We start from the raw sequence: 12600 nt of genomic DNA on the forward strand, positions 1-12600 counted from the left end.
GTCAAAGATAAACTAATGGTACAAAAATATAAGTAAGAAAAAAGTCGCCGACACGTGTCGGCGACTTTTTTCTTGTGGTCGAGGTGACAGGACTTGAACCTGCGGCCTCTGCGTCCCGAACGCAGCGCTCTACCAAACTGAGCCACACCTCGGTGTTGTTACCTTCAATATTATACTCGTTCCCGCCAAAAAAGCAACCCCCATTTTGTGTTCATTTTCCCCTTTTCCCTCTTCGCCCGCCGGGGCGGAAAGGGGGGCTGCGGCATACACTGGCATGTGGGGCTGCGGCCCCGCCATCTTTCGGCTTTTTTAGAAAGGACCGATTCTTTTATGAGACAGAATTCCGAGAGCTGCTTTGTTCGCAGCTTCATCATCGTGGTGGCCGGCCTTCTCTTTGCGGGGCTGTCCTTTGCCGTGCTGGCGTCGGGGTACTTCTGCGCCAGTTCCTACATCTACGCCATCCTCATCTTCCTGGGGGCGGCCATGCTGTTGGGGCTGCTCTTTTCGACCCTCCTCGCCCGCCGCTCGGCCGAGCTCAAGGCCGCCTACTGCTGTTGCGGCAACCTCGCCGCGGTGGGGGCCGCCGGCACCCTGCTCTCCGGGCTGCTCTTCTCCCTCAATGAGGACTGCAGTTCGATCATCTCCCGTGTCGGGGTCAGCACCACCCTCTTCTTTTTCTTCCTGGCAGTTGCCGGTATCTTCTGCTATCTGCGCGCCTATGCGGGCTGCCACCGCGAGAGCTGTGGCTGCTCGGGCAGCTGCGGGTGCCAGGGCGGCTGTGACTGTCAGGGACACGGCTCCTGCGCCTGCCAGCGGGGAGAGCAGGAGCGCTGAGCATCCCCTCTCCCCTTTTAAGACGACCTGTGAGAAACGGATACACGCGGCAAAAAAGCGCCTTCTAAGGCGCTTTTTTTGCGCCCATCGCCTCCCGGCGGTGTATTTTGCCCCCACCCGACCCAGACTGATGGAGAGGAGCGCCCCGCATGGGCGCAGCACTTGAAAGAAGGAGTGATCGGTTTGCAGGCATTTTGGAGCGACCTTCCCCGGGGGACGGCCTACCCGCCCCTGCAGCGGGACCTTGAGGTGGAGTTTGCCGTGGTGGGGGCCGGCGTTGCAGGGGTCACCGCCGCCTATCAACTGGCCCGGGCGGGCCGGTCGGTGGCGCTATTGGAGAGGGGGCGGATCGGCGGCGGCACCAGCGGCTACAACACCGGCAAGCTCAGCTGTCTGCACGGCACCCGGCTGCTCACTATCTCTGACCGCTACGGGCCGAAGATGGCCGCCGTCTATCTGGCGGAGAACAAGCGGGGGGCCGCCTTTGTCCGCCGGATGGTGGCGGAGCACCAGATCCCCTGCCGCCTGAGCGAGGCCCCCTCCTATCTGTACAGCCAGACCCCCGCCACGGTGGACGAGTTGCAGCGGCTGGCCGCCCTCGCCCAGCGGCTGGACTTCCCCCTGGCCGCGGTCAACCGCCTGCCCGCCCCCCTGCGGGTGGAGCTGGCCCTGCGCGCCGACGGCGAGGCCACCCTCAACCCGGTGCGCTACCTGGAGGGGGTGGCTGCCCGCGCGGCCAAGGCGGGCTGTACCATCTGCGAACAGATCCCTGTGGCCAAGCTGGAAAAGCAGGCCGGCGGCGTCACCCTCACGGCGGAAAACGGCAGCCGCATCCGCGCCGGGCAGGTGCTCCTCTGCACCCACTACCCCCTGTACGAGGGGAAGGGGCTCTACTTCACCCGGCTCTACCCGACGCGCTCCTACGCCGTGGCCGCCCGGCTCGAGGGCGAGCCCTTTTGGGGCCAGTACATCAGCGCCGAGGAGCCGGTGCGCTCGCTGGCGGTCTGCCGCGACCGGGACGACCGCCCGGTGCTGGTGGTGGCGGGGGAGACCTGTCGCACCGGGCGGACGGCGGGGGATGAGTTCTCTACCCTGCAACTCTACGGCCTGCGCCACTTTTCCCTGGGGAAATTTGTCTGGCGCTGGGCCGCCCAGGACTACCGCACCCCCGACGAGCTGCCCTATGCCGGCGAGGTGGACAGGGGCGACCCCCGGGTCCTCTTCTGCGCGGGCTTTGGCAAGTGGGGGATGACCGCCGGCACCGCCGCCGGCCTCTATCTGGCCGGGCGCTGTCTCGAACCGTCTGGAGCCCCCTCACCCCTCTACGACCCGGCCCGCCACAGCGACATCTGCTCCTTTTCCTATATAAAGGAGGGGGCGGCCACCGCCGCCTACTGGGTGGGGGAGCGGCTGCGCCCCACCGGGGACCTTCCGACCCGCCCCGGACAGGCGTCGGTGGTGCGCATCGGCGGCCGCCGATGCGGGGCTTACCGGGATGAGGAGGGGGAGCTGCACCTGGTCTCCCTCACCTGCACCCACCTGGGCTGCGCCCTCCACTGGAACGCCGCCGAGACCAGTTGGGACTGCCCCTGCCACGGCTCCCGCTTCTCGGTGGACGGCGAGGTCCTCTGCGGCCCCGCCGACACCCCCCTTGCCCGGGTGGAGCTGCCCCCCGAAAAGGGGGAATAGAGGGGAGATCCTGCCCCGCCGGCGCGCTGTTTCCCCCTTTCTTTTTCACCGAATCGACAAAACCCGCCGCAATCTTTTGTCGGCTATTGACAAGGCTGGGCCGCGCACTCATAATAAGACTATTAGAGAATTGAGGAGGCATCTGCGCCATGCGTAAAGAGCTCGACAAGAAATACGACCCGGGGCAGGTCGAGGACCGCATTTACGACTTCTGGCTCTCCGGCGGGTATTTCCACGCCGAACCCGATCCCGATAAAAAGCCGTACACCATCGTCATCCCCCCGCCGAACATCACCGGGCAGCTCCACATGGGCCACGCCCTGGACGAGACCTTCCAGGACATCCTCATTCGCTACAAGCGGATGCAGGGGTACGAGGCGCTCTGGCTGCCGGGGACCGACCACGCCTCCATCGCCACCGAGGCCAAGATCGTCGAGGCCATGCGCCAGGAGGGGCTGACCAAGGAGGACCTGGGCCGCGAGGGCTTTTTGGAGCGCGCCTGGGAGTGGAAGGAGAAGTTCGGCAGCCGCATCATCGAGCAGCTGAAAAAGCTCGGCTCCTCCTGCGACTGGGAGCGCGAGCGCTTCACCCTCGACGAGGGCTGCTCCAAGGCGGTGCGCGAGGTGTTCTGCCGCCTCTACGAGAAGGGGCTCATCTACCAGGGGGAGCGGATCATCAACTGGTGCCCCCACTGCAAGACCTCCATCTCCGATGCGGAGGTGGAGTACGAGGAGCAGGCCGGCCACTTCTGGCACATCCGCTACCCCTTTGCCGACGGCAGCGGCTACATGGAGATCGCCACCACCCGCCCCGAGACCATGCTCGGCGACACCGCCCTGGCCGTCCACCCCGAGGACGAGCGCTACCGCGACTGCGTGGGTAAATCGGTCATCCTCCCCCTGGTGGACAAGGAGATCCCGGTGGTGGCCGACGAGTACGTCGACCGGGAGTTCGGCACCGGCGTGGTGAAGATCACCCCCGCCCACGACCCCAACGACTTTGAGGTGGGCGCCCGCCACGACCTGCCCATCATCAACGTCATGACCGAGGACGGCCACATGGCCGAGTGCGCCGGCAAGTACGCCGGGATGGACCGCTACGAGGCCCGCAAGGCCATTGTCGCCGACCTGGAAGCCGGCGGCTACCTGGTGCGCATCGAGGATCACACCCACAACGTGGGCACCTGCTACCGCTGCGGCACCACCGTCGAGCCGATGGTCAGCAAGCAGTGGTTCGTGAAGATGGAGGAGCTGGCCGCCCCCGCCATCAAGGCCGTGCGGGAGGGGGAGACCCAGTTTGTCCCCGCCCGCTTTGACAAGACCTATTACAACTGGATGGAGAACATCCGCGACTGGTGCATCTCCCGCCAGCTGTGGTGGGGCCACCGCATCCCCGCCTACTACTGCGACGGCTGCGGCGAGACCATCGTCGCCCGGGAAGAGCCCGCCTGCTGCCCCCACTGCGGCGGCAAGCTCCGGCAGGACGAGGACACCCTGGACACATGGTTCTCCTCCGCCCTCTGGCCGTTTTCCACCCTGGGCTGGCCGGACAAGACCCCCGAGCTGGACTACTTCTTCCCCACCGACACCCTGGTCACCGGCTACGACATCATCTTCTTCTGGGTGGCCCGGATGATCTTCAGCTCCATCGAGCAGATGGGGGAGGTCCCCTTTAAGACCGTCTTCATCCACGGCCTGGTGCGCGACGCCCAGGGCCGCAAGATGTCCAAGTCCCTGGGCAACGGCATCGACCCGCTGGAGGTCATTGCCCAGTACGGGGCCGACGCCCTCCGCCTCACCCTGGCCACCGGCAACAGCCCCGGAAATGACATGCGCTTCTCCGACGACAAGATCATGGCCAGCCGCAACTTCTGCAACAAGATCTGGAACGCCGCCCGCTTCATCCTCATGAACCTGAGCGACGAGGAGCTGGAACCCGGCCTCCCCAGCGAGCTGGAGATCGAGGACAAGTGGGTGTTGAGCAAGTACAACGAGATCGTCCGCCAGGTGACCCAGAACATCGACAAGTTCGAGCTGGGCATCGCCCTGGGCAAGGTCAATGAGTTCGTCTGGGACATCGTCTGCGACTGGTACATCGAAATCGTCAAGCTGCGGCTGCAGGCCGGCGGCGAGCAGAAGAAAAACGCCCTGCGGGTCCTCTGCACCCTCTTTGAGGGCACCATGAAGCTGCTGCACCCCTTCGCCCCCTTCATCACCGAGGAGATCTGGCAGGCCCTGCCCCACCAGGGGGAGAGCATCATGACCGCCCCCTGGCCGGTCTACGACCCCGCCCTCTCCTTTGCCAGAGAGGAGGAGCAGTTCGAGATCATCATGAAGGCCATCCGCGCCATCCGCAACCGCCGCAGCGAGCTGCAGGTCCCCCCCTCCAAAAAGGCCAAGGTCTTTATCGAGACCGAGCGGGTCGAAGTCTTCTCTCAGGGGGAGGAGTTCATCAAGCGCCTGGCCTCCGCCAGCGAGGTGGCCGTCGCCCCCCAGCTGGAATTGGAGGGGATGGTGATGGCCATCACCGCCGAGGCCAAGATCGGGATGCCGATGGACGACCTGGTGGACCGGGAGAAGGAGCGCCAGCGCCTGGAGAAGGAGAAGCTGGGCTGTGAGAAGGAGATCGCCAGCCTCACCGGCAAGCTGCAAAATGAAAAGTTTGTCAGCCGCGCTCCCCAGAACGTGGTGGACTCCGAGCGCGAGAAGTTGGCCCGCGCCCAGGAGCGGCTCAAAAAGGTGGAGGAGAGCCTGGCCGCCCTCTAGCGCCCCTCTCTGCGCCCTCACTGCCAAACTGCCAAATTGCCCTGTGCGGGCGGCGGGCCTTCCCGCCGCCCGCACTTTTTTTGCCCGCCCCTAGGGCGGAGAAAGGGAGGTACACCATGACCTATGAACAGGCCCTCGCTTATATCCACGGCCGCCGCCGGGGCCTGCCCAAACCCGGCCTCGCGCGGATGCGGGAGCTGATGCGCCGGCTGGGCGACCCCCAGGACCGGCTGCGCTGCGTCCATGTCACCGGCACCAACGGCAAGGGCTCCACCACCGCCATGGTGGCCGCCGCCCTGCAGGCCGCCGGATACCGGGTGGGGCGAAATGTCTCCCCCTTTGTCCTCGAGTTCCGCGAGCGCTTTCAAATCGACGGGGAGATGATCCCCCCCGCCGCCCTGGCCGCCCTCACCGAGCGGGTGAAGACCGTCTGCGATGCGATGGAGGGAGAGGGCCTCTACGCCAGCGAGTTTGAAATCGACACTGCCATCGCCTTTTTGTGGTTTGCCGCCGAGGGGGTGGACCTGGTCTGCCTGGAGGTGGGGATGGGGGGCGACACCGACGCCACCAACGTCATCCCCGCCCCCCTCTGCTGCGCTATCACCCCCATCAGCCTGGACCATACCGCCGCCCTCGGCCCCACCACCGCCGCCATCGCGGAGCGCAAGTGCGGCATCATCAAGGGGGGCGCGCCGGTGGTCTGCTGCGCCGGGCAGGATGCGGCGGCCCTGGCCGTCATCCGCGCGCAGTGCGCCCGGCGGGGTTCCCCCCTCTTTCTCCCGGACCCGGAAGCCCTCCGGGTGGCGAGAAGCGGCCTCTCCGGCAGCACCTTTGCCTACCGGGGGCTGCCCTACGCCCTCTCCCTGGCGGGGGAGTACCAGCTGCAAAACGCCCTCACCGCCATCGAGGTGCTGCGCGTCCTCGCCGCTCAGGGGCTGGCGATCTCCCAGACGGCGATCCGGGCGGGGCTGGCCGCCGTCCGCTTCCCCGCCCGCTGCGAGCGGCTGGGGGAGCGGCCCACCCTCCTGCTCGACGGGGCCCACAACCCGGCGGGGATGGCGGCCTTCTGCCGGGTGGTCGCCGCCCAGGACGCCCCCCGCAAGGTGGCGGTCACCGGCCTTTTGCGGGACAAGGACGCGCCGGAGATCGGCCGCTCGCTGGCCGGGGCCTTCGACGCCCTCTACCTGGTGGCGCCCCCCAGCGAGCGGGCGGCCGACCCCGCCCAACTGGCCGCCGCCTTTGCCGCCCAGGGGCTGCCCGCCACCCCCTGCGCCTCGCTGGAAGAGGCCCTGGCCGCTGCCCGCGCCGAGCTGCCGCCCGCGGGATTGCTGGCCGTCTGCGGCTCCCTCTACCTGGCGAGCGAGGCGCGGCCCCTCCTTTTGGCCATGGGAAGGGGAGAGAGGACGCCCAACAGGTAGAAGACCACCTCACCGCTCGGGCAGCAGGGAAAATTGGCGCGGGTTTTGGTGGGGTGGCCGGGAAGAGGTGAAACTTACCTCTTTAGGGCGCTTGCCTGTTCGGCTCTACTTGGTAGCTCTCTCAAAGCCGCGTTGCTTTGGTGGCTCGCTGGAGGAGACCCTGGTCGCCTGTGTAGAGCCGTCGCTCGAGGGATTGCTGGCTGACTATGGCTCCCTCTACTTGGCGGGCGAAGTGTGGCCTTTTCTCCCGGCTATTGAGTGGGGGAGCGGCCCATCCACAGATAGAGGACCACCTTGCCGCTCGGGCAGCGGGTGGAGGGAGTCTTTCCCACCTGGACGGCGCTTTTCGATTGGCCCTCGTAGATGGGCGCCCCTGCGGCAGAAGGAGAGGGTGCAATCTGGGTCCAGGGGGAGCGGGACCGGCCGCTTTGCCGGCGGGGGAGACAGCAAAAAAAGGGGCGAGGGGGAGAGCAGTTGCTGCTCTCCCCCTCGCCCCTTTGGCAAAGTCCCTACTTTCGCCTGACGGGGATCCAGATTTCGCTGAGGTAGGCTTCGTCGTCCATCCCCTTGGGGAACTGCGCGGGGTCGCTGTACCACTCGATGTTGTAGCCCGCGGCGATTTCATAGTCCCCGCAGGTGGGCAGCCACTCGGAAAAGACCTGTTCGTGCACCCGGTGCAGGGCCTGGGGCATCGCCCCCTTGCAGGGGAACACCGCCCAGCGGTGGGCCGGTATCTCCCGGACCACAAACCCCTCCGGCGCGGCGGTGTTTGGCGGGCAGTCGTCCGCAATCAGGTATTCAAACCGATCGCCCTCCATCGGCTCGTCAATGCAGATGCCGTAGGTGCCCTGCACCACCGCCCCCCGGCCGCTGGCAAAGTGCTCCGTCCAAAACTGCGGGATGGCCCGGTCCGCCCCCTCGTAGGAGAAGGTCTCCGACACCCCCAAAACGGGAAAGGAATCTCTGTCGACAATTTTGTACTCCATGCTGGGACCGCCTTTCAGTGAAAATTTGAGTTTTAGCGGGGCAAAGGTCCGGACCGTCGCCCCGCCCCTGCGCACAGCCGTGGGGGTGGCACCGTGAAACCGGGCAAAGGCCTTGGTAAAGCTGTCTGGGGACTCGTAGCCGTACTTGAGGGCCAGGTCGATGACCCGGGCGTCGGTGGAGGCCAGCTCGCTCCCGGCCAGGGAGAGCCGCCGCAGCCGGATGTACTCGCCCACCGAAAAGCCGCAGAGCATGCAGAACCCCCGCTGAAAGTAAAAGGGGGAGAGCAGCGCCTGCCCCGCGATCTTCTCCATTGTGAGTTCGCCGTCGAGATGCCCCTCGATGTAGTCGATGGCCCTGCCGATCCCCGCGACCCAGTCCACTAAAACCGCCTCCTCTGTCTGTGTGTCCCCATCATACCGCATCGCTGGGGGAGAGACCCGATAGAACCTGCTCTCTTCTGTCCGCCCGGCGACTGGGGGATGTCTGTCGACACCATTCTACCACATCGCCCGGTCTCTGCGACGGCAGCGGGCGGGGAAAAATGGAAACCGGGGCAGAGGCCCCCGTTTCGGCAAAAATTGCAGAGGACATCCCGTAGGATAGAGGTATTCCAGGGGATGTCCTCTCTTTTTTACTAAATCCCGAAGAGGGACAGGCCCTGCCCGGGCGTCGCGCCCGGAGAACACGCGCGGGAGGTGCGCAGATGAATGTGAACTTGCAGGGGGACCGCGAGGCCCTCACCGCCTTTTTAGAGGGGGAGATCGACCACCACTCCGCCCGCTATTTTCGCGATTCCATCGACGAGCGGGTGGCGTCCCTCGGCCCCAAACTGCTGGTGCTGGACTTCTCCGGCATCACCTTTATGGACTCCTCGGGGATCGGTCTGGTCATGGGCCGCTATCGGACCATGCAGCAACAGGGGGGCGAGCTGCGGGTGCAGGGGGCCAAGGGGGCCATCCGGCGGATCCTGCTCCTCTCGGGGTTGGACAAGCTCGTCAGAATCGAATAGAGGAGGAAACCAGGAAGTGAAACCGACAAATGAAATGAAGCTGGCCTTTGAGAGCCGCTCCCAGAACGAGTCCTTTGCCCGGGTGGCGGTGGCGGCCTTCATCGCCCAGCTCGACCCCACGGTGGAGGAGATCAGCGACATCAAGACCGCCGTCTCCGAGGCGGTGACCAACTGCGTGGTCCACGGGTACAAAGACTGCATCGGCAAAATCTACATAACGGCAAAAATCTATCCCGACAACCGGGTGCGCATCATCATCCGGGACGCCGGCTGCGGCATCCCCGACATCGAGCGGGCCATGGAGCCCCTCTACACCACCTGCGACACCGGGGAGCGCGCGGGGATGGGCTTTGCGGTTATGGAGGCGTTCACCGACCGTCTGCAGGTGAGAAGTACGTCCGGAAAGGGGACCAGCGTCTATCTTGAAAAGCGCATCGCCAGCAAAGCAGCGAGATAAGTTCGTAGAGGAAAACCTCGGCCTCGTCCACGCCTGTGCGGGCAGGTTCCGGGGGCGGGGGGTGGAGTACGACGACCTCTACCAGGCCGGGTGTATGGGCCTCATCAAGGCCTGCGACGGCTTTGACCCCAGCCTGGGGTACAAGTTCTCCACCTATGCCGTCCCGGTGATTTTGGGGGAGATCAAGCGGCTCTTTCGGGACGGGGGGGCCGTCAAGGTCTCCCGCAGCCTCAAAGAGGTCTCCCTCAAGGTGGCCCGCCAGCGGGAACTCATGACCCACCAGCGGGGGGAGGAGCCCACCATCGCCGAGCTCTCCCAGGCCCTGGGGATTGAGGAGGAGAAGATCGTCGAGGCCATCGGCATCTACAACCCCACCGTCTCCCTTACCGCCGGGGACGAGACCGGCCAGACCATCGACATCCCGGTCCCCTGCTGCGAGGAGAAGATCACCGACAGCCTCTCCCTGCGGGAGGTGGTGGGTCGCCTGGAACCGGTGGAGCGGCAGATCGTGGTGCTGCGCTACTTTCAGGAAAAGACCCAGGCCGACGTGGGGAAGGCCCTCTCCATGACCCAGGTGCAGGTCTCCCGCAGGGAGAAGAAGATCCTCTCCCGCCTGCGGGAGATGCTTGCCGAATGACTGCAAAAAAAGAGCGCCCCGGCAGACCAGACTGTCTGCCGGGGCGCTTTGTATGTATTTTAATGGAGGGGGGAGCGCTAGGCCAGGGCCTTCACCTTTTCCTGCAACCCCGCGATCTGCACTGTGTGCAGTTCGATGGTCTCGGTGTTTCTCTCCACCTGGGTGGACACCACGCCAATCTGCCGGGTGAGCTCCTCGTGCCCCTCCGCCAGCTGTTTCAGGGCGGGCAGGACCACGTTTTCCTGGGTCACCGCCACCCGGGTCAAGGTCTCTTCTACCTGATCGAGCCGCCCCTCTACGCTGTCAAGCCGGATTTCTACCCGGTCGAGCCGCTCATCGATGCCATCGAGGCGTTCATCAATGCCATCCAGCCGCTCGGTGAGCTGGCTCTCCAGCGTGTCCATCCGCTGGTTGAGTCGCGTCTCCATGGCGTCCATCCGCCGGCTCAACTGGCCCATCTGACCGGCCAGCTCTCCCATCTGCTGGTTGACCTGGCCGAACATGCCGCCGATTTGCTGGAGTAGTTGTTCGTTGTCCATCCTCTTTCCCCCCCCTCTTGCAAGGACAAGTTTGCCTCCATTATACCCTCCTCTTCCCCTTTCCACAAGAGGGCGTTTTTTAAAAAAAGAGACCGCCGGTTTCGGCGGTGCGGTCTCTCTGATGGGTCCTACTCTTTACTTATAGGGCATCTTGATTTCTTCCGGCAGGTCTTTGAGGGCATACTCACAGGCTTGCAGGACAATGGAGTTGAGGGGGACGCCGGTGTGCTTTTTGAGGGCGCAGAGCTGCTCGTAGAGGGGCTCTGTAAAGCGGGTGGTCAGAGCGACGTCCGCCCGTTTATAACTGATTGCTTTGAGTTCAAAGCCCATCGCCTACCGTCCCCTCTCCATCCTGCCCGTTTCATGCCATGGTTTTATCATATTCAAAATGGAGGGATATTTCTATAATCAAAAGTAGTATCATATTTGATGACACAGGCGGGGGCAGCCGCGACACTGGACGGATACCTTCCCGCCGCGCTATCCTGTGGGGGGAGGGGATGGGGATGAACAGCATCAAAAAGGCATACCGGCAGAGTCGACCCTTTTTCGAGGGCCGGCGGCGGCACTCCCCCAGCTACCGGCGGGCCGTCGCCCAGTGGAACGAAATCGAGCGCGCCTTCAACCAGATAGGGGGCGAGCCTGCCCGCCTCTACGAGCAGTTGGTGCACGTCCTCCTCGTCTGCGAGGAGCAGGAGTACCTCCACGCCTTCGAGGAGGGGGTGGCCGAGGGGCGCTGGCAAGGCCGGCAGGAGGGGATCAAGGCCCTCAAAGCGCTCGAGTGCCAACTCTTCGACCAAATCGACGACCTCTCCTACCTGTGAGGGGCCTGCGCCCTCTGCTTTACAGAACAGCCCCCACCCCCCGCCGCACTGCTGCGGCCGGGAGAGGGCGCTGTTTTGCTGTGACCGTCTAGATTTCCAGCTGCCGCAACTCCTCCAGGTGGTAGGGGGTGCGCTGGTAGACAAAGTAGTTGAGCCAGTTGGTGTAGAGCAGGCTCCCGTGGGAGCGCCAGACAAAGGGCACCTCGCCCGCCGGGTCGTCCCCGGCGAAGTAGTTGCAGGGGGGCGCGGTGGGCAGCCCTGCCTCCCGGTCCCGCAGGTACTCGCCCCGCAGGGTGTAGCGGTCGTACTCCGAGTGGCCGGTGACAAAGAACTGCCGCCCGTTTTTGCTGGCGATGATGTGCACCCCCGCCTCCTCCGAGTCGGTGAGCAGCTCCAGCTCCGGCCGCGCCAGGATGTCCTCCCGCCGCAGCCCGGTGTGGCGGGAGTGGGGGGCCAGGAAGCACTCGTCAAAGCCGGTCAGCAGCGGGTGCTCCGGCTGCAGCACCCGGTGGTGAAAGAGGCCGAACTGCTTCTGCGCCAGGGGCACCTTGTCGATGCCGTAGTGGTAGTAGAGCCCCGCCTGCGCCCCCCAGCAGATGTGAAAGGTGGAGTAGACGTGGGACTTGCTCCACTCCATCAGCTCGCAGAGCTCCTCCCAGTAGTCCACCTCTTCAAAGGGGAGCTGCTCCACCGGGGCCCCGGTGATGATCATCCCGTCGAAGCGCTCGTCCCGAATGTCCTCAAAGCTCTTGTAGAATTTCAGCAGGTGATCCCCCGGGGTGTTTTTGGACACGTGGGTCACCGTCTGCACCAACTCCACATCCACCTGGATGGGCGAGTTGGAGAGCACCCGCAGCAGCTGGGTCTCGGTCTCGATCTTCTTGGGCATCAGGTTGAGGATCGCGATGCGCAGGGGGCGGATGTCCTGGCTCACCGCCCGCTCCTGGGTCATGATGAAGATGTTCTCCGAAATGAGGGTTTCCGCCGCCGGCAGGCTGGCGGGTATGTTGATGGGCATGAGCCGCTCTCCTTTCTCTTATATAGTAGGGGCAAAGGCCCCCTTTGAGCGAATGGGAAAAGTATAGCACAGCTCTGCCCCGATTGCAAAGCGCGATCGGCCGCCGGGGCAGGGAAGGGGAAGAGGGGGGAGAAAGTTGACGAACGGTAGAAAATCCCCCCGAATCCCGCTGCAAAAAGGGGAAAATGATTACCTTGTGTATAACCCCGCAAAAAAGTGAAAAAAGCTGGCGAAAATCTATTGACAGCAAGAGGAGGTCATGGTATTATACAAAAGCTGTCCGCGGGGGAAGCGCACGGGAGTGCGGTTTCCGAGGAGTGGGCCCCGAGATTCGAGCCGAGAGGGGAGAAAAAAGGGGTTGACAAAAAGAAGGCAGCGAGATATAATAAAAGGCACGGCGAGATGCCGAACGGACCTTGAAAA

Annotated in this window: 12 protein-coding genes and 1 tRNA gene; 8 read left to right on the forward strand and 5 right to left on the reverse strand. The window is 64.5% G+C overall.

Translation table 11 applies throughout. From position 1 onward, the window contains the following. Positions 1-75 precede the first annotated feature (75 nt). Positions 76-152 (reverse strand) — tRNA-Pro (locus GT748_RS01070). Between the two features lie 178 nt (positions 153-330). On the opposite strand from GT748_RS01070, the gene GT748_RS01075 reads away from it, so the two are divergent. From GT748_RS01075 to GT748_RS01090, 4 genes are all read left to right on the forward strand, one after another. Continuing rightward, on the forward strand, positions 331-834 hold the full coding sequence (locus tag GT748_RS01075; protein ID WP_021659823.1) for a hypothetical protein: 504 nt from the start codon (positions 331-333) through the stop codon (positions 832-834). Positions 835-1017: 183 nt separating this feature from the next. Next, on the forward strand, positions 1018-2523 hold the full coding sequence (locus GT748_RS01080; RefSeq protein ID WP_044992762.1) for an FAD-dependent oxidoreductase: 1506 nt from the start codon (positions 1018-1020) through the stop codon (positions 2521-2523). A gap of 149 nt (positions 2524-2672) precedes the next feature. After that, positions 2673-5288, forward strand: coding sequence for a valine--tRNA ligase (locus tag GT748_RS01085; protein ID WP_021659825.1), 2616 nt, complete (start codon positions 2673-2675; stop codon positions 5286-5288). A 116-nt stretch (positions 5289-5404) separates the two neighbouring features. Then, the gene (locus GT748_RS01090) at positions 5405-6706 is read left to right on the forward strand and encodes a bifunctional folylpolyglutamate synthase/dihydrofolate synthase (protein ID WP_073261386.1); all 1302 of its coding nucleotides are present in this window, start codon (positions 5405-5407) and stop codon (positions 6704-6706) included. A gap of 509 nt (positions 6707-7215) precedes the next feature. Here GT748_RS01090 and GT748_RS01095 read toward each other — a convergent pair. Continuing rightward, a complete protein-coding gene (locus GT748_RS01095; RefSeq protein ID WP_044993268.1) occupies positions 7216-8073 on the reverse strand; it encodes an AraC family transcriptional regulator in 858 nt (285 codons plus the stop codon). 323 nt (positions 8074-8396) lie between these two features. On the opposite strand from GT748_RS01095, the gene GT748_RS01100 reads away from it, so the two are divergent. The 3 genes from GT748_RS01100 to GT748_RS01110 are packed head-to-tail and all read left to right on the forward strand — an operon-like array spanning position 8397 to position 9796. Then, positions 8397-8702 carry an STAS domain-containing protein gene (locus GT748_RS01100; RefSeq protein ID WP_021661037.1) on the forward strand — a complete coding sequence of 102 codons (306 nt, stop codon included), beginning with the start codon at positions 8397-8399 and terminating at the stop codon, positions 8700-8702. A 16-nt stretch (positions 8703-8718) separates the two neighbouring features. After that, positions 8719-9159, forward strand: a complete 441-nt coding sequence (spoIIAB, locus tag GT748_RS01105; protein WP_044993271.1) for an anti-sigma F factor — start codon at positions 8719-8721, stop codon at positions 9157-9159. Beyond that, a complete protein-coding gene (locus tag GT748_RS01110; protein ID WP_192926571.1) occupies positions 9125-9796 on the forward strand; it encodes a sigma-70 family RNA polymerase sigma factor in 672 nt (223 codons plus the stop codon). The genes spoIIAB and GT748_RS01110 overlap by 35 nt, the downstream gene beginning before the upstream one ends. Before the next feature lie 77 nt (positions 9797-9873). Here GT748_RS01110 and GT748_RS01115 read toward each other — a convergent pair whose 3' ends face one another. Together GT748_RS01115 and GT748_RS01120 are read right to left on the reverse strand one after the other, a co-directional pair. Continuing rightward, positions 9874-10335 carry a hypothetical protein gene (locus tag GT748_RS01115; RefSeq protein WP_161213372.1) on the reverse strand — a complete coding sequence of 154 codons (462 nt, stop codon included), beginning with the start codon at positions 10333-10335 and terminating at the stop codon, positions 9874-9876. A gap of 135 nt (positions 10336-10470) precedes the next feature. After that, positions 10471-10665, reverse strand: coding sequence for a hypothetical protein (locus GT748_RS01120; RefSeq protein ID WP_021661042.1), 195 nt, complete (start codon positions 10663-10665; stop codon positions 10471-10473). Between the two features lie 176 nt (positions 10666-10841). Here GT748_RS01120 and GT748_RS01125 point away from each other — a divergent pair, with 176 nt between their 5' ends. Further along, on the forward strand, positions 10842-11159 hold the full coding sequence (locus GT748_RS01125; RefSeq protein ID WP_044993274.1) for a hypothetical protein: 318 nt from the start codon (positions 10842-10844) through the stop codon (positions 11157-11159). An 88-nt stretch (positions 11160-11247) separates the two neighbouring features. On the opposite strand, the gene metA is transcribed toward GT748_RS01125, so the two are convergent. Beyond that, positions 11248-12177, reverse strand: coding sequence for a homoserine O-acetyltransferase MetA (metA, locus tag GT748_RS01130; RefSeq protein ID WP_021661044.1), 930 nt, complete (start codon positions 12175-12177; stop codon positions 11248-11250). Positions 12178-12600 lie beyond the last annotated feature (423 nt).

It is taken from the genome of Bittarella massiliensis (ex Durand et al. 2017) (genome assembly GCF_009876955.1).
In the GTDB taxonomy this organism is placed as follows: Bacteria; Bacillota; Clostridia; order Oscillospirales; family Ruminococcaceae; genus Bittarella; species Bittarella massiliensis.